This window comes from Mesorhizobium sp. Cs1299R1N1, from assembly GCF_037179655.1.
Taxonomy (GTDB): domain Bacteria; phylum Pseudomonadota; class Alphaproteobacteria; order Rhizobiales; family Rhizobiaceae; genus Mesorhizobium; species Mesorhizobium salmacidum.
The window spans coordinates 71999-91672 of the sequence record NZ_JAPYKR010000018.1; the positions used below are offsets into that span (position 1 = coordinate 71999).

At 60.2% G+C, this 19674-nt stretch carries 22 protein-coding genes; 18 read left to right on the plus strand and 4 right to left on the minus strand.

The window, feature by feature from the left end:
- Positions 1 to 231: 231 nt before the first annotated feature.
- Positions 232 to 1794 (plus strand): recombinase family protein, encoded by a 1563-nt coding sequence (locus tag O7A70_RS29525; protein WP_337143482.1) that lies wholly within the window; start codon positions 232 to 234, stop codon positions 1792 to 1794.
- Positions 1788 to 2723, plus strand: coding sequence for a plasmid partitioning protein RepB C-terminal domain-containing protein (locus O7A70_RS29530; protein ID WP_337143483.1), 936 nt, complete (start codon positions 1788 to 1790; stop codon positions 2721 to 2723). The genes O7A70_RS29525 and O7A70_RS29530 overlap by 7 nt, the downstream gene beginning before the upstream one ends.
- 70 nt (positions 2724 to 2793) lie before the next feature.
- Here the strand turns inward: O7A70_RS29530 and O7A70_RS29535 are convergent, their stop codons facing one another.
- Entirely contained in the window at positions 2794 to 2955 is a 162-nt protein-coding gene (locus O7A70_RS29535; protein ID WP_337143484.1) for a hypothetical protein, read from the minus strand.
- A 78-nt stretch (positions 2956 to 3033) separates the two neighbouring features.
- Between O7A70_RS29535 and O7A70_RS29540 the strand changes: the two genes are divergently transcribed.
- The 4 genes from O7A70_RS29540 to O7A70_RS29555 all read left to right on the plus strand — a co-directional run bounded on the left by O7A70_RS29540 (position 3034) and on the right by O7A70_RS29555 (position 7751).
- A complete protein-coding gene (locus O7A70_RS29540) occupies positions 3034 to 3213 on the plus strand; it encodes a hypothetical protein (protein ID WP_337143485.1) in 180 nt (59 codons plus the stop codon).
- A 192-nt stretch (positions 3214 to 3405) separates the two neighbouring features.
- Entirely contained in the window at positions 3406 to 3711 is a 306-nt protein-coding gene (locus tag O7A70_RS29545; protein ID WP_337143486.1) for a hypothetical protein, read from the plus strand.
- A 2558-nt stretch (positions 3712 to 6269) separates the two neighbouring features.
- Positions 6270 to 7091, plus strand: a complete 822-nt coding sequence (ku, locus tag O7A70_RS29550) for a non-homologous end joining protein Ku (protein ID WP_337143487.1) — start codon at positions 6270 to 6272, stop codon at positions 7089 to 7091.
- 66 nt (positions 7092 to 7157) lie between these two features.
- Positions 7158 to 7751 carry an SOS response-associated peptidase gene (locus tag O7A70_RS29555; RefSeq protein ID WP_337143488.1) on the plus strand — a complete coding sequence of 198 codons (594 nt, stop codon included), beginning with the start codon at positions 7158 to 7160 and terminating at the stop codon, positions 7749 to 7751.
- An 11-nt stretch (positions 7752 to 7762) separates the two neighbouring features.
- Here O7A70_RS29555 and O7A70_RS29560 read toward each other — a convergent pair whose 3' ends face one another.
- Positions 7763 to 8026, minus strand: a complete 264-nt coding sequence (locus tag O7A70_RS29560; protein WP_337143489.1) for a hypothetical protein — start codon at positions 8024 to 8026, stop codon at positions 7763 to 7765.
- Positions 8026 to 8325 (minus strand): hypothetical protein, encoded by a 300-nt coding sequence (locus O7A70_RS29565; protein ID WP_337143490.1) that lies wholly within the window; start codon positions 8323 to 8325, stop codon positions 8026 to 8028. The genes O7A70_RS29560 and O7A70_RS29565 overlap by 1 nt, the downstream gene beginning before the upstream one ends.
- A 123-nt stretch (positions 8326 to 8448) precedes the next feature.
- Between O7A70_RS29565 and O7A70_RS29570 the strand changes: the two genes are divergently transcribed.
- The 10 genes from O7A70_RS29570 to O7A70_RS29615 all read left to right on the plus strand — a co-directional run bounded on the left by O7A70_RS29570 (position 8449) and on the right by O7A70_RS29615 (position 16505).
- Complete coding sequence (locus O7A70_RS29570) at positions 8449 to 8658, plus strand: hypothetical protein (RefSeq protein ID WP_337143491.1); 210 nt, start codon at positions 8449 to 8451, stop codon at positions 8656 to 8658.
- The gene (locus O7A70_RS29575) at positions 8658 to 9119 is read left to right on the plus strand and encodes a hypothetical protein (protein WP_337143492.1); all 462 of its coding nucleotides are present in this window, start codon (positions 8658 to 8660) and stop codon (positions 9117 to 9119) included. Before O7A70_RS29570 ends, O7A70_RS29575 begins: the two co-directional genes overlap by 1 nt.
- 13 nt (positions 9120 to 9132) lie before the next feature.
- Positions 9133 to 9438, plus strand: a complete 306-nt coding sequence (locus O7A70_RS29580; protein WP_337143493.1) for a hypothetical protein — start codon at positions 9133 to 9135, stop codon at positions 9436 to 9438.
- A gap of 433 nt (positions 9439 to 9871) precedes the next feature.
- Positions 9872 to 10597, plus strand: a complete 726-nt coding sequence (locus O7A70_RS29585) for a GntR family transcriptional regulator (protein WP_337143494.1) — start codon at positions 9872 to 9874, stop codon at positions 10595 to 10597.
- Between the two features lie 2 nt (positions 10598 to 10599).
- Positions 10600 to 11634, plus strand: coding sequence for an ADP-ribosylglycohydrolase family protein (locus O7A70_RS29590; RefSeq protein WP_337143495.1), 1035 nt, complete (start codon positions 10600 to 10602; stop codon positions 11632 to 11634).
- Positions 11631 to 12605, plus strand: a complete 975-nt coding sequence (locus tag O7A70_RS29595) for a PfkB family carbohydrate kinase (protein WP_337143496.1) — start codon at positions 11631 to 11633, stop codon at positions 12603 to 12605. The genes O7A70_RS29590 and O7A70_RS29595 overlap by 4 nt, the downstream gene beginning before the upstream one ends.
- Positions 12606 to 12644: 39 nt before the next feature.
- Positions 12645 to 13724 (plus strand): ABC transporter substrate-binding protein, encoded by a 1080-nt coding sequence (locus O7A70_RS29600; RefSeq protein WP_337143497.1) that lies wholly within the window; start codon positions 12645 to 12647, stop codon positions 13722 to 13724.
- 26 nt (positions 13725 to 13750) lie between these two features.
- Positions 13751 to 14620 (plus strand): ABC transporter permease, encoded by an 870-nt coding sequence (locus O7A70_RS29605; protein WP_337143498.1) that lies wholly within the window; start codon positions 13751 to 13753, stop codon positions 14618 to 14620.
- Entirely contained in the window at positions 14620 to 15408 is a 789-nt protein-coding gene (locus O7A70_RS29610) for an ABC transporter permease (protein ID WP_337143499.1), read from the plus strand. Before O7A70_RS29605 ends, O7A70_RS29610 begins: the two co-directional genes overlap by 1 nt.
- Entirely contained in the window at positions 15408 to 16505 is a 1098-nt protein-coding gene (locus O7A70_RS29615) for an ABC transporter ATP-binding protein (protein WP_337143500.1), read from the plus strand. Before O7A70_RS29610 ends, O7A70_RS29615 begins: the two co-directional genes overlap by 1 nt.
- Positions 16506 to 17150: 645 nt before the next feature.
- Here the strand turns inward: O7A70_RS29615 and lov are convergent.
- Positions 17151 to 18185 (minus strand): blue-light-activated histidine kinase, encoded by a 1035-nt coding sequence (lov, locus tag O7A70_RS29625; RefSeq protein ID WP_337143501.1) that lies wholly within the window; start codon positions 18183 to 18185, stop codon positions 17151 to 17153.
- Positions 18186 to 18503: 318 nt separating this feature from the next.
- Between lov and O7A70_RS29630 the strand changes: the two genes are divergently transcribed.
- Both O7A70_RS29630 and O7A70_RS29635 read left to right on the plus strand, forming a co-directional pair.
- On the plus strand, positions 18504 to 18686 hold the full coding sequence (locus O7A70_RS29630; protein ID WP_337143502.1) for a CsbD family protein: 183 nt from the start codon (positions 18504 to 18506) through the stop codon (positions 18684 to 18686).
- Positions 18687 to 19045: 359 nt separating this feature from the next.
- The gene (locus O7A70_RS29635; protein WP_337143503.1) at positions 19046 to 19522 is read left to right on the plus strand and encodes a hypothetical protein; all 477 of its coding nucleotides are present in this window, start codon (positions 19046 to 19048) and stop codon (positions 19520 to 19522) included.
- Positions 19523 to 19674: the final 152 nt, after the last annotated feature.

The following is a 19674-nucleotide window of genomic DNA, read 5'->3' on the forward strand; positions in this document are numbered from 1 at the left end:
CCAGCCTTCACGTTCCCATCATCGCTGGTCGGCGCTTGACAAAGCCCTTTCCAATTGGCTTCGCCATGCCGAGCGAGAGCATGCCCAGGCGCTTGCGCCATCCGCACACGGTTGCGCCGCAATGACGAACGAACGACGCCGGGGATTCGACATAAACTGGACTGGAATTGCTAACCAACTCGCAGGCCGTCCTTCGCTATCTTCAAGACATCGATGCGATGGCGCAACGCGATGGACAAGGTTGCAACCCTTCGGACTGCAGGCACGCGCGTAGTACGCGCTGCTCAATATCTGCGCATGTCGAAAGAGCACCAGACCTACTCGATCGACAACCAGAAAGATGCCATCCGCGACTATGCCGACATAATGGGCTACGCGATCGTCGCCACTTACGAGGATGCCGGGCGCAGCGGCCTCAAATTGGGAGGGCGCCTCGGCCTTCAACGTTTGCTCGCCGATGTGGAGAGCGGGCGTGCCGATTTCGAAACCATCGTTGTCTATGATGTCAGCCGCTGGGGACGCTTTCAGAACATCGATGAAAGCGCCTCCTACGAATACCGCTGCCATATGGCCGGCGTGCGTATCGAATTCTGCGCCGAGCAGTTCTTGAACGACGGCAGCGTCGGCTCCGATGTGCTTAAGGCCATTAAACGCAGCATGGCAGCCGAGCACAGCCGCATGCTCTCGCAAAAGACGTTCATAGGCCAGGCAAGGCTGGTCCGGCTTGGGTTCCGCCAAGGCGGCAAGCCAGGGCTCGGTTTAAGACGCCAATTGCTGGACCACTCGGGACATCCCAAACTTATCCTCTCCGAGCACGAACAAAAGAGCCTGCACACTGACAGGATGATCCTGGTACCCGGGCCGCCAGAAGAGATTGCAACGGTGCGGTGGATCTTCAATCACTTCGTCAAAACAAACAAGACAGATCTTGAGATGGCAAGGCTGCTGAACAAGCGCGGCGTGCTGACGGACCTTGGTCGACCCTGGAAGCAGGAAACGGTGCGCGGGGTGCTGACCAATGAAAAATACATTGGCACCAATGTCTGGAACAGACGCTCCCGCAAGCTCAAAGGAAAGGCAGTGCACAATCCTCCCGAACAGTGGGTGCGAGCGGAAGAGGCATTCGAGCCCATTATCGACCTCAAGCTGTTCGAACGGGCGCAAGTCATTCACAAGAGGCTCTATTCGCATACGCGTGTGAGCAACGAAGAGATGCTGATGGCATTAAGGAAGGTCCTGGCGCGCCGAGGCGCCTTGTCTACCTCCATCATCGACGCTGCACCCGATTGCCCCGCAGCGAGTCTATACCACCATCGCTTCGGAAGCCTTCTAAAGTCCTACGAATTGATTGGCTATGAGCCGCCGAAGAACTGGCAGTTTATCACCTCCAAGCAGCGAATGGCGTCGCTGCGTGCACAGGCGATCGAGGACCTGCTGGCAGCGATTGAAGTGGCAGGCGGAACGGCGACTCACGATACAAAGAGCGACGTCTTCCGGATCAATGAGGAGTTCTCTGTTGCGATAGAGATCGCGCGGTGCTGCGCCTCCGACCACGGATATCCCTTCTGGTCTTTGGACACAAAGCGCCAGTCGCTCGCCGACATCTTCACCCTGATCAGGATGAGCCCTGGTGATCTGGCCATTCGGGATTATCTGATTGCCCCTGCGTCCGAAATCCTCGGAAAATCGGTCTTGCGCGCCAACAATGGAGCACCGCTGGACACCTACCTCTTTGCCACGCTCGGTCCGCTTGTCCGGCTGGCAGGGCGAACAGGTGCTGAGGACCTATGGTGAGTTCGAAGCGTCGTCTGACCCGCGAACCCGCTCACAAAGTTTTGCGCGACAGCAACCAGCGACACGCCCGGAACATTGTCGCTGATCAGCCGGGATCAAAAGAAAAGCTCTTCGCACCCAGGCTCCTGGCAACCTATGAGGCGGAGTGCAGACGCAAACGCGATTTCATAAGGGAAGTAGCTGAAACAGAACAACGCTTGGGGCGTTTGGTCGAAGCGCTTCGTCTGATAATGAGTGACATGCGGTTTCACTCTTTGCTGGCGTCCGAGGGACTTCCCACCATACCGAAACTGTTGGCTCAAAGGCTGCAAGCCACGAGGGTCGGACCGGCAGCAACTCCACCTTGTGGTGAAATCTCTCCCTGCGGAAGCGAGGCCTGGCAACCCGCCCACGGGATTTGCGCCGAGGTTCTCGACCGCCTTCGTGATTGCCCGGTAAAGGTGAAAATCTTCGGTTTGCTCCGGCATGTTCTCCCAGCCAGGCAATTGGAGATTGCGAGGCTAATGGTTGCCATGGACCGGGTCACATTCACTTACGTGAAGATGCTCGTCGCCCTTACGCCACAGAGGATGCTGGTCAAGGACTTCCATCCGACCATGATCGCCAACCTGACTCAGGATCAGTACCGCATGATGGAACCCGAGGTCAGCGCCCTAGGTGCCGCGTTTCTGAGCGCGTTTGAGCGGCGTGGTTTGGCGAGCCTGGAACTCGGTGCCGGGAACGCATATTTCCATCGGCTGATGGATAACTCCAAGATCGTGCGCTACCTGGCGCACACGTTTCCCGGCAATTTTGAGGAGTTCCACGAGTTGTCGAGTGGCTATGCATTCTCCAACTCCCACAGTTTCGTGGCACATTGTGAACCTCGAGCCGGACCGGCCCGCCCCGGTCGAGGCTCATGCAGAACAGCGCGCGTTCGATGGTGCTAAAAAGCGCGCCTTTGCCATATCGTCGGATCAGCCCGGCCGGCTTCATCTCGGCATGATGCAAGCATTTTGTTCACCAGGCCCGCAAAGTGTGCCACTCACGGAGGTCGCCAAGGGAAACATCCAAGCCGGCGTGAACGCTGCCATCGATGAACGTTTGCGGCGGAATCACGACCTGGCCTGGTGTGATGATCTTTTCCGTGACATGGCGGCTGTTGTAGTGGATCAGCAGCATGCCGGGGCGGCGCCGGCTACCTGCCAAGCGGCTTTGTCTGCCATTTAGGGTCGCGCCTTATGCCAGTGCGTGTGCAAGTTGCTGAACAAGCTCTCGCAGGACGGAGCGATTTACGCGCACGGCTGGGTCGGCGCCGAACTTATCAACAGCCTGGTCGGTGACGAGGAGAGGGCCATCGAGCTATCGCGGATCCTCCAGCGACAGATCGAAAAAGAACTGCGATCGGTGTATGGCGCGAAGCGATCGTCGACCAACTAAATGGCGGCGACCCGTTCGAGATCGCAACTAGTCGTAGTATGGCTGTGGCGGCAGGCGGAGTTGCCGTGGTGTTCGGAGCACTAATGTTTTGGCCCGCATAACTTGGCGGCTCTAAGCCGTGTCACCGGGGTGGCGAAAATGCAAGTATTAGCGCTTGCTTGACGAGGGCGTTGACCGCCCCAGAATCATCGTATGGCTCAGGGCATCAAGATCGGCGATGAGGTCGCGATAACCGCAACCGTCCGGCGGCGGGTAACTGAGGACCATGTGAGCGTTTCCATCCCTTCTTATGGACAGCCGCATTCGATCGTCGATCAAACAACGAAGGTGCAGAAGGGGCAGCACATCGAGCTGATTGGCAGCGTCACCCACATCGACGAAAATCACGTGACGGTGAACCTGGGCATTCCCGTCACCGTCGATGCCGATACCGTCAGACTGGTGACGCCCTATAAAACGCCGACGCGGAAGACGCCACTGATGGACAAGGCCACATAGAAAGCTCCATCAAGCGGGACGTCTCACCCGCCTCGAAATGGCCCGCAATAGGTCCGCTTCGTTCGTGGTCCCGGCATCGAAAACCTGGAACACTTCCCTGGCCAGGGATTCCCGCTGTTCCCTGTCTTTTTTGGCTAGACGGCGCTCGCTACACAGCCGATCAAACACCCGCTGGAGCTTGTCCAGATCAGCGGGCCAGTAGACACCACTGTTGCTCGACCAAGGCATTGCCGCCGCCCTCGGCGCGGCTTTGATAAGACACCATTGAGGCAGCAGGAACCCGCTCCAGAACTCTACACGGAGCGGGTTCCTACTCCCGTTCCTGACCACAGCACGGGCTCAGGCAAGCGCTGCTGCGGCCAATGGAATTGCTGAAAGGGTGTTGCCTGCCGCGCGGGGACGCAAGTAAGTCTTCCGGATGGCACCATCGCCGAATGGAGGACCTCCTCGGCACGAACAGACTTGCCGACGCCGGGACATGGCCGGATTGAACCGGAGTCGGTCAAAGGCAGAGGCAGAATCTGACAAGGCCGTTGGGTCACACGCTCGCCCTCTCACGAGAAACCGCTCCAGAGCGGGGTTCTGTTAAGGCGCCGCATGCAGCTTGCGTGATCCACAGGCATCAGCTTCCAACCGCGCATTGACTATGATGAACATTGCGCTGTCCTCCGTTGGACCTGACCATGAATGCACATCGGGAGGGGGACGGTTCCATTTGGGCATCCGCATCGCTAATGGAACATAAGCAGGCGAAAGCCACGACGTGAGCGCGCGGCGGGCCTGCGGGTCGCCGAGACCGGCGCGGTATCTCTCAGGCTCTGCGTCGGCCCCCTTCACATCCTTTCATATCGCCACCCGATGAAGGGGATCCAGCGATCGGCGAGACGCGCGCTTCGACTCTCCCCCGCCCTCGGGCCAGCGGTTGACGTTGGGCGCGCGGCGTCAAAAGCCCGCCAGCTTCCGCCGGCGGGCTTTTGTATGGCGGTCCGAACGATGTCTCGCATGGCGCGGACCCACGTTGTCCTGTAACTCGGCGGGGCGCTTTTTGGCCTTCAGGTTCGATGGGAATTCCCTCTGCGTGGCTGAAAAGCCCGCACCGCTCGGGGCGGTGCGGGCCGACCAGAGATTGGGTCTTTGGTCAGCGACAGCCCTGTGCAACGCTGTCGCCGTTGGGTCAATTTTCAGCGACGGACAAGGTTCCGTGCTGGAAGAAGCCCGCCACCTTTCGGCAGCGGGAGAGTCTGGAGTGGTTGCGGCGGGTTGACCGATTGAGGCGGTGGTCTATGCCCATCGCATTCGCGATTTGGGTGGTACGCACTTGGTCCATTTAATGGCGTGATCCCTCCTCAACGTAAGGTCAGGGTCGCCCGCAAATAGACCCGCCGCCCCATTCACGGCAGCGGCGGGCGTCCCTAGGGATGAACCAAGGGACTGCCCGGGGCGGGGTGACCCAGGCTCATAGCAGGATGCAATTTCGGTGCCGAGTGAACTGTGCCGCCATTAAACACCAATGAAAAAGCCCGCCGCATGGCCACCGACGGACTCGGTGACTGCACCTGAGGAATTGACCACCGCATGCTCAACATGCCGTGCAAGACAAGGTTCCGAGTACGAAGCCGGCCAGTCGGAGCGGGCTCAGATTACTCGACCTGAATCGGTGGCGCCCGAAGGCGAGGAAAGTGTCGCCGCGATCACGCTTGACAGCTTCTCACGCTTGGTGAGTTCCGGTTTCTGATCGCCAGCGATCAAATATTTCATTGATCGGCGGCGCTGGAAATTCCCACCCGCGCTTCCGGAAGCCCCACTTGGAAAGGGTGCTCGGCCCGATGGAGGCGAGGGGGCAGAGACTTGCGATTTCACGCAACCAAGTCAGTTTACCGGCATTAACATCTGGAACGCGCCGGAGGAGGCCTATGTTACACTATAGTGTGCCCCGGGAACTTGAGATCGGCGACGAGGTCGCGTTGACGGGCACGGTCACCACGATCCTGCCTAGCGGACGCGCCAAAGTAAGCATTCCGTCCTATGACTCACCCTATTCGGTTGACCCACCACCTAAAACCCGCGCTGGAGATAAAGTCGTTCTTGTTGGGGACATTATCCGCATTGATCGCAAAGCCGACAAGTTGACGGTGCGGATTGACTGCGGCGGCGTAGTCACTGTCGGACGCTCGGCGATTACCAGGCTGAGAAGGCACCGTAGGTCTTCATCGCACTGACGCAGAGCGCGCCTACGACCTCTGCCGGGCAACTCTCAGGTGGCTAGCAGCCGAGAGCACTTTAGCTTTGCCATGTGGGTTCACCAGAGCGGACGGCGAGTCGTCTTCGTATGAGCGGCGGCTTTCAATGCCACGCCGGATCTCGGCGGAACCAGTGAACGCGTGATCGGCAATGCCGTGAAGGGATATCGGCAACAGAGATGGGGAGGAAGTTGACAGCATTTTCGCAGTCATGGTCGATGCTGTCGCCAACCTCGCCCGGAGGAGTCTCGTGACACTTCGGCGGAACGGGCGACGACTTCGAGTGTTGTTACTGGCGGCAACAAAAGGAGCAACGTCATGGCGGCACCCCGAGCGGTTTGGAAGGGCTTCCTGAAGGTCGGGTCGGTTTCGTGCGGCGTGAAGATTGTCGGTGCGACCAGCGAGGCCTCCAAGATCCACTTCAAGATTTTGAACCGTGAAGATGGCCTGCCTGTCAAAAGCGCGTATGTGGATGAAGAGACCGGGGATGTCGTCGAGAGCCAGGACCAGGTTAAGGGTTATGAGGTGGACAAGGACCATTTCATCAATATCGAGCCTGACGAGATCAAGAAACTCAAGCTGACATCGGCCCACACGCTCGAGGTGGATTCATTTGTCGCGATCGAAGACATCGACACCCGATATCTGGAAAAGCCCTATTATCTGATCCCGGCGGACGGCGCCTCCCTCGAAGCCTTTTGCGTTCTTCGCGACGCGATGGCGAACAAGCGCGTGGCTGCGCGCTCTTGCGTGGTGCTCTACCAGCGCGGGCGCGAGGTGCTGATCCAACCTTTCCAGAAGGGGATGCTGCTGACCGAATTGCGCACTCACAACGAGATGACGTCGGAAAAGACCGTGTTTGATAGCTTGAAAAGCCACAAATACGATGAAGACCTTCTTGAGATAGCCGAACTGTTGATCGACAAGAAAGTCACCAAGTTCGATCCGTCGAAATTCGAAGACACATATGAAGACGCGTTAATCGCCATGATCGACGCCAAGCGCAAAGGCAAAGCGCCGCCCAAGCCGGTGCCCGCACCAAAAGAGAATGTCGTCGATCTGGCCTCGGTTCTTCGCAAGAGCCTGGCCAAGGAAGGCATCAAGGGCGGCGCAAAAGCCAAGAGCCGAAAGTCGGCGTAGAAATGCTGGCGCTGTCAAGCGTCCAGGTCTTCGTTCTGTTCCTGCAAGAATGCCGAAGGGGCTCCCATGTGCAATGACTACGAGCAGCACGTCCTCTGGGCCGAATATTGCCGGATGATGGCCTCGCTGACGTTGAAGATCCCGAACCATCAGACCGAACTCGATCTGCCGCACGCAGACGACATTCGCATCAACGACCCAGCTCCAATTATGCGTGCCGGCGGCGACGTCATAGAACTTGCATCGATGACGTTCGGGTTCCCGCCATCAGGACCGAAAGGCGGACCAGTGTTCAATTTCCGCTCGGAAGGCAGGCAATTCGCAAACAGCAATCGCTGCTTGGTTCCTGCGTCGGCATTCTTCGAATTCACTGGCATCAAGTATCCAAAGGCCAAACATCGGTTTACGCTCAACGGCGCTCCGTTTATGGCGATTGCCGGCTTATGGCGTGAGGGCACCGGCAACAAGCCGCCGACCTTCACGATGCTCACGACCGATCCCGGGGCGGACGTTGCGCCATATCACAACCGCCAGGTGGTTGTGCTCAAGCCTGAAAATTGGCCGGCTTGGCTCGATCTTACAAAGCCCGAGGCCGAACTCTTGCGGCCGCTTTCGGCCGGGGCGCTCTCGGTGGAGACTGTACGGCCTGAAAGCGCGTGACACGGCGGCGCCTATTCCATGTCTGGGACATCGCCGCTGACGAATAGCGTTGTGGGCGGACCGTAATCGCCTAGTGCAGGGTCGGCATCTCGGCTCCAGGCGATCACGCCAATATGCTTCGAGGCGAGCCCCTTGGCCATCCTGAGCGCGCGCTCCTCGCTTTGCTGATCAGTCGGGCCATAGGCCGTGAACAGTTCGCCATCGTCACCGCGGTCAAAGGCCACGACAACGATGAGTTTCGGCTTTTTCTGGGAAGGCAGGCCGTGGTCGGACATCAATCCACCAACTCAAGGAATTGATAGTTCTCCGGCACCGCATCACTTGGCCAGTCAGCGCAGCACGCCAGGATTGCCGCCTTGTTGGCGTCCATCCAGATCGCCGCCGCTACATCCTCGTCCTCCGTGGGTGCTTCATCGTCGTCAAAGCTGGAATCGTCCCAGTTTTCGAGCGCGAACATCCCATCCGTTGCCTCTTCCGCGGATATTCCCGCTGCGGCAAGAACAGCTTTGGCCGCTTCGATGCCGCGGTGCTTCTCTTCCGGCGAAGCGCCTTTGATTTCCAGCTGACGCCTCATAACTCGCCTCCCGCGGCCAATCTGGTCAACAGTGAACGAAATAAGAACAAAAAGTCAAGAGCGGCCTTGACGAGGCAGGAATATATTCCTTATTCCTGAAAAGACATATGAGCAGGAAGGGCTATGGGAAAGCGCCAGAACGCGCCGGGCGGCGAAGCTATGTCGGATTTGGAAACCGCGGTGCAGCAGGCCATCGCTGCGGCGGGCGGCGATTGCGTAGTCGCACTGCTGCACGTTCTATCCAGGAACACTGAACTCGAACGTGAGCTCGCGCTGTCGCGCGCGGCAGTTTCCAACGGCTTCTCTCGCGGCTGGCACAGGGGACGGACCTGATGGCGAATACGGCCGAGGACAATTTCCGCATCGAAGTCTGGGACAGGGAGGAAAAGACCCATCTCGAAACGATTTCAACGTCCCCGGATGCGACAGTCAGCCAAGCCGCCTGGCAGGCTGCAATTCGCCGTCGACCCGGCATGCTGCTGATCCATTACAACAGCCGGCATGTCATGGAAAAAATCTTGACGCCTGGGGAGGTGAAGATCCCGCCACAGGCAATTGTCGACGGAAGTATTCATGCCGATCTGGATGTCTCCCTCGGGGACTTACGCGAATGGCACAGGCTGCGGGCGTGGTGCAAGACTTGCTCTCATCACGCCGAGGTGAAGGCGGCTGCGCTGATCGGGCGATACGGGAAGGACGCACTATTCAGTACCGTTGAGCGGGCGCTTCTCTGCACGAACTGCGATCGAGGTGGCCCGGTGAGATTGGAAATCCACAAACTTCCCCGGAACTGAGAGGATGTTCAAAATGCACGATCTGATCACTTTCTTCCAGACCAATGCGACTCTGGTGATCGCCAACCCTATAGCCTTCATGACTTTCGCAGTTCTTTTTGGAGGCGGAGGGTTCATCGTTGGCCGCTATTTTTTGACAGAGCGCATTGCAAACTTGGAAAGCCGGATCGCAAGGCGTGATGACGAAATCGAAGCCCTGAAAATTGGACGTAAGCGCAACACTGAAGAGCCGTCACTGATCCCAATAAAAGGCACTTCGGCAATTGAGAACGATGCAACGCCGCTGTTGGGAAAATGGCCGGATCGGCGCCGGCCATGAACACTGTCTGCGCCACCACGTCAACGACGCGGCTAACCATCTGGTTGTTTAGGCTCGGTCGCCCTTAAAATTCTGAAGGGTCTGCGGGGAATTTCTGCGCGAGATATCGAACGACGCGCACATTGTTTATCAGGAAGCTCCGCGAGCCTTTGCCGATGCAGTAAGCAAACCCCCCGCTACTGACCGCCACCAGGTCCGAATGGACGACCTCCTGAAGGCTCACATCTAACGTACAAAATTGGACGGTTGGCGCGGTGGCATTTCCTCCGCGTCTGACAACTGGAAGGGGTCGTGGCGAGGGCTTGGGCGCGAAGCACGCGTAGCCTAATGCCAACCGAGTTCGGTGGGTGATAAGCAGGCAGTGCCCCGTTGACGGTTGTTTTCAGATAAGCTATTGAACAGGATCATACAGGTTCAGTGAACAGGTATCGATATGGCCCGCCGCGCGATGCAACTCACTCCCGGCACGGGCAAGCCCGAGCAGATCGCGACGGTTCTGGAGCATGAGATACGCTCCGGCCTGCTTGGGTTCGGCGACCGCCTGCAGAGCGAGAACGAGCTCGTCCAGCGCTTCTCCGTCAGTCGCAACACAGTCCGCAAGGGGCTCGAAGAATTGTCGAGCCGGGGGCTCATCACAACCAAGGTCGGCATCGGATCCTTTGTCACCTTCGACGGCATGCCGGTCGATGACGCGATCGGCTGGTCGCGCGCACTTGCCAATGCGGGCGCCAATGCCGAGACCCGCACATTGCGGCTCGAGATCATCGAGGACGCGGAACTGGCGGCCAGGCTCGGGGTCGGGAGTCGGTCCTTCATCGCCGTCGATCGCGCCCGCACCAATGCCGATGACGGCCACGCCATCTCGATCGAGCGCAGCCGTCTGCCGCTGTCGCCCGAATTGGAGGACATACCGCTGCGCGGCTTGCGCGAAGGCTCGCTGCACCAGACACTGCGCGTGGCAGGGCTTGTTCCCGATCATGGCGAGGAATGGGTCGACGTCGAGATGCTGAGCGCTGCCGACGCCGCGATCCTCGATTGCGCGCCCGGCACGCCCTTCCTGCGCACACGCCGCCTGACGCGCGCCGCTGACGGACGCGCCATCGAATTCGTCACCAGCCTGCTCAATCCCGCGCATTTCGCGCTCCATCTGGAGTTCTGAGCATGGCGGACGCTGCCTTGATGGATCGGGCAATGGGCGCGCTGATCGCCGGGGCGCTTGGCGATGCGCTGGGCATGCCGACACAACTTCTGTCGACGTCTCGCATCGCCGAGCTCTACGGCCATGTCGAGGATTTCGTCGTGCCTGCCGCCGATCATCCGGTGTCGAAGGGGCTGGCGGCCGGCACGGTTACCGACGATACCGAACAGGCGCTGCTGCTTGGCCGCATCCTTGTCGAATCCGGCGAGCGTTTCGACCATGCGCGCTGGGTCAACGCGCTGCTCGACTGGGAGCGCGACGTCAAGGCGCGCGGCAGCTACGACCTGCTTGGACCTTCGACCAAACGGGCCATCGACGCCATCAACAGCGGCGTGCCGGCCGAAGAGGCGGGGCGCGGCGGCGACACCAACGGCGCGGCGATGCGCATCGCACCGGTCGGCATCATGATGCCGCCGGAGCCGCTCGACGCCGTCGTCGCGAAGGTCGCACAAACCTGCCGGGCCACGCACAATACCTCGATAGCCATTGCATCGGCTTCCGCGGTCGCTGCCGCTGTCAGTCTCGGCGTCTCGGGTGGCGACTGGCGCGCCGCTTGCGGCCATGCGGTCGCAGCGGCAAGACTTGGCGCCGCGCTCGGCCATTGGGTCACAGGCGGCGACATCGCCGCGCGCATTCTCTGGGCGCAGGCGCTTGTTCGCGGCAAGGCCGAAAGAGAAGCAATCAAGCTGATCGTCGATTTGGTCGGCACCGGTGTCGCCAGTCAGGAATCGGTGCCGGCGGCATTCGCGGTGCTGGAGGTCGCGCAAGGCGACGCATGGCGGGCTGCCGTCATCGCAGCCAATCTCGGCGGCGACACCGACACGATTGGCGCCATCGCCGCCGGCATGGCCGGCGCCTGCGCCGGCCTGTCGAAGCTGCCGCAGGATCGCATCTCCGAACTGCATGGTATCGACGTCGCGGACGTCTGCGCACTGGTTGCCGATCTGGTCGCCGCACGCGACTCCAAGACCGGCCCAGGCAAGGAGGACGCCATATGAGCGGGCGGCTCGTCCATGTCGGCAGCGCCGTGGTCGACTATGTCTACCGTATCGATGCCTTGCCGGCGCCCGGCACGGAAAAGACCGCGACGAGCTATGCGCGCGTCGCCGGCGGCGGCTTCAACATGATGGTCGCGGCAAGTCGCACCGGCATGAAAGTGGTGTTCGGTGGGCAATTGGGGACAGGACCTGACGGCGACTTTCTGCGCGCCGCTTTCCCGGCCGAAGGCATCGAGACGCTGACGCCGCCGTCTCCCTCGATGGACAGCGGCAATTGCGTCGCCATGATCAGCGGCGACGCCGAACGCACCTTCGTTTCATGGCCAGGCGCCGAGAGCCGGCTCGCGCTGGAAATGATGAAGCCGATCCAAGTCGTCCCGGGCGATTGGGTTTTCACTTCGGGCTACACGCTGAGCTATCCAGGCAGCCGCGATGTGCTCGCCGACTGGATCGAGGCGCTGCCGGCCGGCATTCCTCTGGTCTTCGACCCGACACCTGTGATCGCCGACATTCCACGGCCAATCCTGAACAGGGTGCTGGCGCGTACGACCTGGCTGAGCTGCAACACCAACGAGGCCGCCGAAATCGCCGGCGCCGGCGATGCCCGGTCCGTCGCGATCAGATTGCTTGCCGAGCATTGCCCCACGGCCGAAGGCGTCGTCATCCGCGCCGGCACGCATGGCTGCACCGTGCGCACAGCCGATGGCGGCACTCGTACGGTGCCCGGCTTCAAGGTGCAAGCCGTCGACACGAATGGGGCCGGAGACACGCATATCGGCGCCTTCGTCAGCGCATTGTCGCGGAGCACGCCACCCTGCGAGGCGGCCCGCTACGCCAATGCCGCGGCCGCCCTTTCCGTCACTCGTCATGGCGGGTCCTCGGCGCCCACCCATGCAGAAATCCAGGAATTCCTGAACCGGAACGGCCCAGCAACCACCGCGCATGGCCGAGAGGAAGCGACTGCAACTTAACAAGCCCATCAACCGGGCAAACAATGGAGGAAAGAAAACATGCGCATACCCAGCCTGACAGCTTTTCTGAAGGCGACCGCCGTCTTCGTCTCTGCATTCACGGTTTATGCATTCCCTTTGGCAGCACAAGCAGCCGAGGAAGTGCATGTGCTCAACTGGAAAGGCTATGGCGCCGACGAGCCGTGGGCGGTCGCCAATTTCGAGAAGGCGACCGGCTTCAAGGTGGTCAACGACTTCTTCAACTCCGAACAGGAGATGCTGACCAAGATCCGCACCAATCCGGGCCTTTACGACGTCGTCATGATCAATGCCGCCTTCAACGACCAGGCGATGGCCGGGAAGCTGATCCAGCCGATCGATGTCTCAAAACTCTCCAACTATGCCGACATCGCCAAGGACAAGGCCGGTTCGCCGATGCTCGACCATGACGGCAAGGTTTATGGTGTGCCGTGGGTGTGGGGCCTGACAGCGCTGGCCATCAATGATAAGTCGTTCGACAAGCCGCCGACGAGCATCGCCGAGATGTGGAACCCGGCGCATAAGGGGCGCGTCATCATCCGTGACGACGCCGTCGAGGCGGTGCAGTTCGGTGCGCTGGCTTCGGGACAGAACATCAATGACATCAAGGATATGGAAGCGGTCAAAGCGAAGCTCACCTCGCTCATGCCGCAGATCAAGACCTTCTGGAGCTCGGAGAACGACTGGAACCAGATGGTCGCCTCCAACCAGATCGACATCGGCACCTATTGGAGCGGCTCGGCCGATCGCGCCAAGACGCATTTCAAGCTGCCGGTCTCGCTGGTCATCCCGCAGGAAGGCTCGGTCGCCTGGCTCGACGCCTTCTCGATCCCGGTCGGCTCCAAGAATGTCGCCGGCGCTGAGGCCTTCATCAACTACATGATCGATCCGAAGTTCTATGTCGAATGGGTCACCAAGGTCGGCGCTCCTGTTTCCGCCAACACCAAGGCGGTCGAGGCACTGCCCGGGGATGCCTTCAACCGCAAGGTGATGGGTGATCCGGAGGTCGCCAAGCGCATCCAGTTCCAGGCGCCGATCACCGACGAGCAGCGCGAGAAGTACCTGGCGCTGTGGCAGGAGCTGAAGGTCAACGTGAAATAACGCGCGTCTTTCGGAGGAGAGGCAAAATGGCCGACCAGCTTGCGATCGGTTCGCGCCGTGGATTGAGGCCCGCTCTGCCGCTTCTCCTGCCCGCCTATCTGTGGCTGACGGTGGCGATCTTCTTGCCGCTGTCGGCCATGGTGTTCTTCTCCTTCATGACCGATCTGCCGCTGGCCGGGAAGGAGTGGTCGTTCACGCTCGGCAACTACGCGGCCTTCTTTTCGCAAAGCCTCTATTCGAAACTGCTGCTCGCGTCGCTGCGTCTCGGGCTCGAGGTCACGCTGTGGTGCGTCGTCATCGGCTACCCGGCAGCCTATGTGCTGGCCAAGGTGCTGAAGGGCCGCAGCCGCGAGGCGATTTTCCTGCTCGTCATCCTGCCCTTCTGGTCGAATGGCCTGGTGCGCATCTTCTCGTGGGCCATGGTGCTGCGCGAAGGCGGCATTCTCGACACGGCGCTCAACGCGGTCCTGCCGTTCAAGATCAACATCGATCTGATGTATTCCTATCCCGCCGTCATCATCGGCCTTGTGCACTCCTACGTGCCCTACATGGTTCTGACCTGTTACCTGACGCTGCAGGCCATTGACGACTCGCTGATCGAAGCCGGCCGGTCGCTCGGCGCCTCGCGGCGGCAGGTGCTGTGGCGGGTGATCATGCCGCTGTCGATGCCCGGCCTGATCGCCGGTTCAGCGCTAATCTTCGTGCCGGTGGTAGGCTCCTTCATGGAGCCACGCATCCTCGGCGGCCGCACCGGGACCTTCTACGGCACAGTCATCGAGGACCAGTTCGTCGCCGTCTTCAATTGGCCACTGGGTGCTGCGCTGTCCTTCATCCTGCTGGCGGTCGTGCTGATTATCCTGGCGCTCGCCGCTCCAGTTTTGCGGAGGGCAGGCTGATGGCGACGACGCGCATCCTCGAATGGCTCGGGCGCTTCTATATCGTGCTGCTGCTCGCCTTCCTCTATCTGCCGATCATCATCATGGCGCTGATGTCGTTCAACACATCGCCCTTCTACCAATTGCCGTTCGAGTGGACGACGGACTGGTATGCCTCGCTCTGGCAGAACGACCAGCTGATCGCGGCGACCTGGAACAGCATCGAGATTGCCGTCATCACCACGATCATCTCGACGGTGTTGGGCGTGATGGCTTCGCTCGCGCTCTACCGCTACGAGTTCCGCGGCAAGAAATTCCTGCAGGCGCTGCTCTTCCCGCCGATTGCCATTCCGTGGCTGATCACCGGCACGGCGATGCTGATCTTCTTCTTCGGCGTCGGCATCGGGCGCGGCCTGTTCGCCATCCTGCTCGGCCATGTGGCGCTGGCGTTGCCTTATGTCATCGTCGTCGTCTCGGCCCGGCTACAGACTTTCGCCCCGGAGCTGGAAGAGGCGGCGCGCTCACTCGGGGCCAATCAGTGGCAGGTGACCATGCGCGTCACGCTGCCATGGATCATGCCTGGGGTGATCGCCGGCGGGCTGTTTGCGTTTGCCGTGTCGTTCGACCAGTTCGTGGTCTCGTATTTCCTGTCGACGCCCGGCCAGACGACGCTGCCGGTCGAAATCTATGCCGCGATCCGCAAAGGCTTCACGCCCGAGATCAATGCGGTCTCGACGATCATCATTGTCGTATCCATGGCGCTCATGCTGCTGACGGCACGCTTCTTCAAATTCGGCGGAGAGAAATAATGGCCGGCGTCCAGGTAGCGAACGTCTCCCGCAGTTTCGGCGCGCACAAGGCGCTGGACGATGTCTCGATCGATTTTGCCGATGGCGGCTTCTACGCGCTGCTCGGCCCCTCGGGCAGCGGCAAGACGACGCTGCTGCGCCAAATCGCCGGCTTCGACTTTCCGGATACCGGCCGCATCGCCATCGGCGGTGAAAGCGTTGAGCGCGTGCCGGTCGAGAAGCGCCGCATCGGCATGGTGTTCCAGAACTATGCGCTGTTCCCCAATATGAGCGTCGCCGACAACGTCGCCTTTGGCCTTTCGGTGCGCGGCGAGGCGAAGGCGTCGATCGCCACGCAAGTGCAGCGCGCGCTCGACCTCGTCCAACTCGGCAAGCTCGGCGGCCGCCGGCCGCATCAACTCTCCGGCGGCCAGAGGCAGCGCGTTGCGCTGGCACGCTCCATCGTCACCAAGCCGCGCGTGCTTCTGCTCGACGAGCCGCTCGGCGCGCTCGACAAGGCGCTGCGCGTCGACATGCAGATCGAATTGAAACGCATCCAGCGCGAGATCGGCATCACCACCATCTTCGTCACGCACGACCAGGAAGAGGCGCTGACGATGAGTGACCGCATCGGCATATTGCGCGACGGCCGGCTGGTACAGGAGGGGCCGCCGGAAGAAATCTACGACCGGCCGCAAAGCGAATTCGCCGCGACCTTCCTCGGCGACGCCAACATCTTCCGCGGCGATGCGACCGGCAACGGCGTAAAGCTACCGGACGGCACGACGATCGCTGCCTCTGTCGGCGCGTCCGTGCCCACGGGTGGAAAGGCGAGCTGCGCCGTGCGGCCGGAGCGCATCCAGTTCTCGACTGGCACGGGGAAGTCTGATCACGCCAATGCCAACACGCTCAAGGGCCAGATTTCGAAGCGCATCTTCGCCGGCAACAACAGCACCTATTTCGTCGAGCGCGGTGACCAGACGCTAAAGGTGATCGTGCAGAATACAGGTGCCGAAAGGCTGGCCGAGGGCCAGGAAGTTGTGCTGAACTGGTCGCCGGAGAGCACGGTACTGATCGCGCCTGAACTCGCCGATCGCGTGGCACCAGGACAGGCCTAATCTCCCGGATGCTCTCGCGGAAATCTCCTGCAGCAGCGGCTGATGGAGTTGGTGTAGCTATCCCCTGACAGAGCAGGGCTCCGCTGGATCCGCCAATCGAGGCGCCGGCTCCGGCATTGACGCCACTCGTGCCGTCCACAGAGGCGCCAAGGCCGGCGTTGGCCCCACCACTGCCGACCGAGACGCCGGCTCCTGCATTGACGCCATTCGAGCCACCCGCCGAAGCGCCGAGGCCGGCGCTAACACAGCCAAACCGGGACCACCGCGGCGGCGATCAAAGCAAGCAGGTGCGATCGAACTCATCGACGAGGCAAGTCCATATCCCGTGCTGCCTCAGGAACGCTCAACGATAATCAACGGGCCAGGAACAGCAAGCGTTAGTTCAAGCGAGTATAGCGCAGTTGGACCTTCACTCACCTGGTCCGGCGAAGCGGGCGCTGTCACCTCCCTTGCCCGCTTGCGCGGGCCCATCAAGGTCGAGCCCGGAACCGCTCCGCCTTTGCTCTTCATTTCCGCAAGCTTTGGCCTACGGCAGCAGCTTTGTCGCTGCCGAAGCAGCCATCCTGCAAACCAGATAGAAGAGCGATGGCGTTCAGGTGCGAGCACAATGCTAGGCAGAGACCGCCGTGGACCCATGCAGTCTCTTTACCGCGAGACTGTGACGTTGGGCACTTCAGCTACGATCCTTAGCCCTTGATCGGACCACTCGCGGTTTAGTGATCCCTTAAGCTGTCGGCGAATTGTAGCTTCGGTCATCAACGTTCCAAAACCTTCTGGCGGAGACGTAGGTGGGGGTGGTCCCCCGGTTTCCTCCCACACGAGGACGAAACCACTATTCTGCGGTCTGGCTTGCCATTTGATTTGTAGCTGACCCCTCTCTTTCGAGAGCGAGCCGTGGGAAGCCGCGTTGACTGCTAGTTCGTGAATGAACAGCGCCAACGGCTGAACAGAATGTGCTGCAAGCATGACATCAGGACCATCCAGCAGAGCGCGTGTCGCTCCGTACGGCTCAATTTGAGATGAGATTGTTTCCCGCAATGGAATCTCGTGCCAGGCCCGCTGCGACAACAAGCCATGCGCCCTAGCCAGGGCCTGTATGCGTCTTTGGACGGAGGCGGCATATAGCGCGGCGTCGTCAGATCTCGTCAAGCGCACGATGCTGTCGACAAGGGCAAGTACATTGTTGGCTCGATGGTCCACCTCCAAAAGCAACCGATGCTCTGACGCTTCCAGGCTCTCGATCCTGCGAAAATCTGTGCGGTCTATTTGAGATGCGAAATGGTAAACCAGACGGCCATCGTCATCATGGATTGGACTGATGTGCAGCAGATTCCAGAACGCCGATCCATCTTTTCGGTAGTTCAGCAACTCGACGTTGATCTCACGCTCCTCCTGCAATCCTGCTCGGATCTCGGCGATCGCCGCAGGGGATGTCGCTGGGCCTTGAAGAAACCGGCAGTTGCGTCCAAGTACCTCACTCGTCCCATAGCGCGTGAGGTTCAGAAAAGCTTGGTTCGCCAGCACGATAGGGAAATCTTTCTGGGTGGCATCAGTCACCACCATCGGCATTCGCGTCCGTTGGAAAGCTATTGCAGCCAATTCCTTTACGTCAGGCATAGCGCGATCGGTAACGGCGACCGGGTTATCACCGTGGAGAGCGGATGTGCCTTCGTTGTCCATCGATGTTTCCCTGATCTGACACGAGCCCAGGAACAACGTCGATGAAACTAAAACGTTTCCCCTCGAAATGCTCAGTACACGTCCGTCCATTCAAAGCTTCGGTGGCTGTTCGAGGGCAAAAGGTGCAATCAACTGCGGGAGAACGGTGTTCATCACCCGCGCCATTTGTCCGTAACTGGGAAGGTGTGCAATGATGTTAGCGCGTGGGGATGTGGACGTGGTGTGGCACGGGCCCAGCGCGGGGCTACTCCGATCCTGCTCCTCTGGAACATTTCAGATATCGCACACGTTGGTTCTGATCAAACGAGGAGAAGAACCATGCACAAGGACCAAGTCAAGGGCTCAGCAAAGAAGCTGCGCGGCGAGGTAAAGGACAAAATCGGTAAGGCAACGGGTGATGACAAGCTTCGCGCTGACGGAGCCGCCGACAAGGCCGAAGGCAGCCTGCAAAAAGGGGTTGGCAAGGCAAAGGACGCAATTCGGGACGCTTTGAAGGATTGAACGCCGAGCTGACGCGGTGCTTCACGCTGCTGCCGAGCGGGCGAGACTAATTCCGAGAGTGCTGTCGCCGCCTTAAAAAAGGGACACCTTGGGTTTGGCTCCGGCCCGAACGAGCCGAGCGGACCTCAGAAGGTGGAAACGGGCATTGGCGCGCAGACGCTGGAAGCACTTTCCAGGGCTGACAGGCTTTTTGCGCGGCCTAATTGCCAGGATCACCAGGGATTTTCCCTATGCCACTAACTAAATGGCCCCAAGCGGCAACCCAGTCGATCACCAAACGAATGCCTCGGGCGAGCCGACGCTGCTCGACGACGTGCACACAGACCTGGCGCGGGCCGCCGAGGCGCTAGGATCACGCCATGAGACATGTTCTCCATATTCTGCTGAGTGTAGTTATCACGATGATGCCCACATCGCTGCTCGGTGCTCAGGGATGGCAGGCCTTCGGAATCAAGCACTTTGGCTTCGTGTTCGATGTTCCACCTGGGTTTGTGCTGACTCAGCGTTCCGATCAAGGGGCAGCCTTCGAGGGCGAAAATAAAGCATTTCTTGCCGTGTGGGGCGCGCAACTCGGCAAGGCGAGTTTTCGCACCGAGATTGAGCATCGCATGGCAGTAAACGAAACCGAAGGCTGGAGGCTGACCTATAGGCGAGTGAGGCCGCAATGGGCCAGCTATTCGGGCGTGAAGGACGGGCAGATCCTGTATGTTCGCGCCATCAAAGTCTGCGGCGATCGTGCGGCCCTGTTTACCGTCAACTATAGCCGCGCCGAAAAGCTCCCCTATGATTCGATTGTCGTTCGCATGGTGAGATCGCTAAGGGCCGATGGTTGTTAACCGCGTAGCATACGACCGGGTAGATCGCGCTGCTTGCACGCCCTCGTTGGGCACCTCGTCGACTATGATCGGCTCCGTTCTCAGATGTGCCGGCCCTACAGCAGGAGAAGTCGGCGCTTTTGCGCCTGATTCCCAGGAACCATGAACTGAGC

Excerpts from the sequence above, each read along its gene's own strand:
- O7A70_RS29525 (WP_337143482.1), top strand. The coding sequence starts at position 232 with ATGGACAAGGTTGCAACCCTTCGGACTGCAGGCACGCGCGTAGTACGC.
- O7A70_RS29530 (WP_337143483.1), top strand. The coding sequence starts at position 1,788 with ATGGTGAGTTCGAAGCGTCGTCTGACCCGCGAACCCGCTCACAAAGTT.
- O7A70_RS29535 (WP_337143484.1), bottom strand. The coding sequence starts at position 2,955 with ATGCTGCTGATCCACTACAACAGCCGCCATGTCACGGAAAAGATCATC.
- O7A70_RS29545 (WP_337143486.1), top strand. The coding sequence starts at position 3,406 with ATGGCTCAGGGCATCAAGATCGGCGATGAGGTCGCGATAACCGCAACC.
- ku (WP_337143487.1), top strand. The coding sequence starts at position 6,270 with ATGGCGGCACCCCGAGCGGTTTGGAAGGGCTTCCTGAAGGTCGGGTCG.
- O7A70_RS29555 (WP_337143488.1), top strand. The coding sequence starts at position 7,158 with ATGTGCAATGACTACGAGCAGCACGTCCTCTGGGCCGAATATTGCCGG.
- O7A70_RS29560 (WP_337143489.1), bottom strand. The coding sequence starts at position 8,026 with ATGTCCGACCACGGCCTGCCTTCCCAGAAAAAGCCGAAACTCATCGTT.
- O7A70_RS29565 (WP_337143490.1), bottom strand. The coding sequence starts at position 8,325 with ATGAGGCGTCAGCTGGAAATCAAAGGCGCTTCGCCGGAAGAGAAGCAC.
- O7A70_RS29570 (WP_337143491.1), top strand. The coding sequence starts at position 8,449 with ATGGGAAAGCGCCAGAACGCGCCGGGCGGCGAAGCTATGTCGGATTTG.
- O7A70_RS29575 (WP_337143492.1), top strand. The coding sequence starts at position 8,658 with ATGGCGAATACGGCCGAGGACAATTTCCGCATCGAAGTCTGGGACAGG.
- O7A70_RS29580 (WP_337143493.1), top strand. The coding sequence starts at position 9,133 with ATGCACGATCTGATCACTTTCTTCCAGACCAATGCGACTCTGGTGATC.
- O7A70_RS29585 (WP_337143494.1), top strand. The coding sequence starts at position 9,872 with ATGGCCCGCCGCGCGATGCAACTCACTCCCGGCACGGGCAAGCCCGAG.
- O7A70_RS29590 (WP_337143495.1), top strand. The coding sequence starts at position 10,600 with ATGGCGGACGCTGCCTTGATGGATCGGGCAATGGGCGCGCTGATCGCC.
- O7A70_RS29595 (WP_337143496.1), top strand. The coding sequence starts at position 11,631 with ATGAGCGGGCGGCTCGTCCATGTCGGCAGCGCCGTGGTCGACTATGTC.
- O7A70_RS29600 (WP_337143497.1), top strand. The coding sequence starts at position 12,645 with ATGCGCATACCCAGCCTGACAGCTTTTCTGAAGGCGACCGCCGTCTTC.
- O7A70_RS29605 (WP_337143498.1), top strand. The coding sequence starts at position 13,751 with ATGGCCGACCAGCTTGCGATCGGTTCGCGCCGTGGATTGAGGCCCGCT.
- O7A70_RS29610 (WP_337143499.1), top strand. The coding sequence starts at position 14,620 with ATGGCGACGACGCGCATCCTCGAATGGCTCGGGCGCTTCTATATCGTG.
- O7A70_RS29615 (WP_337143500.1), top strand. The coding sequence starts at position 15,408 with ATGGCCGGCGTCCAGGTAGCGAACGTCTCCCGCAGTTTCGGCGCGCAC.
- lov (WP_337143501.1), bottom strand. The coding sequence starts at position 18,185 with ATGGACAACGAAGGCACATCCGCTCTCCACGGTGATAACCCGGTCGCC.
- O7A70_RS29630 (WP_337143502.1), top strand. The coding sequence starts at position 18,504 with ATGCACAAGGACCAAGTCAAGGGCTCAGCAAAGAAGCTGCGCGGCGAG.
- O7A70_RS29635 (WP_337143503.1), top strand. The coding sequence starts at position 19,046 with ATGAGACATGTTCTCCATATTCTGCTGAGTGTAGTTATCACGATGATG.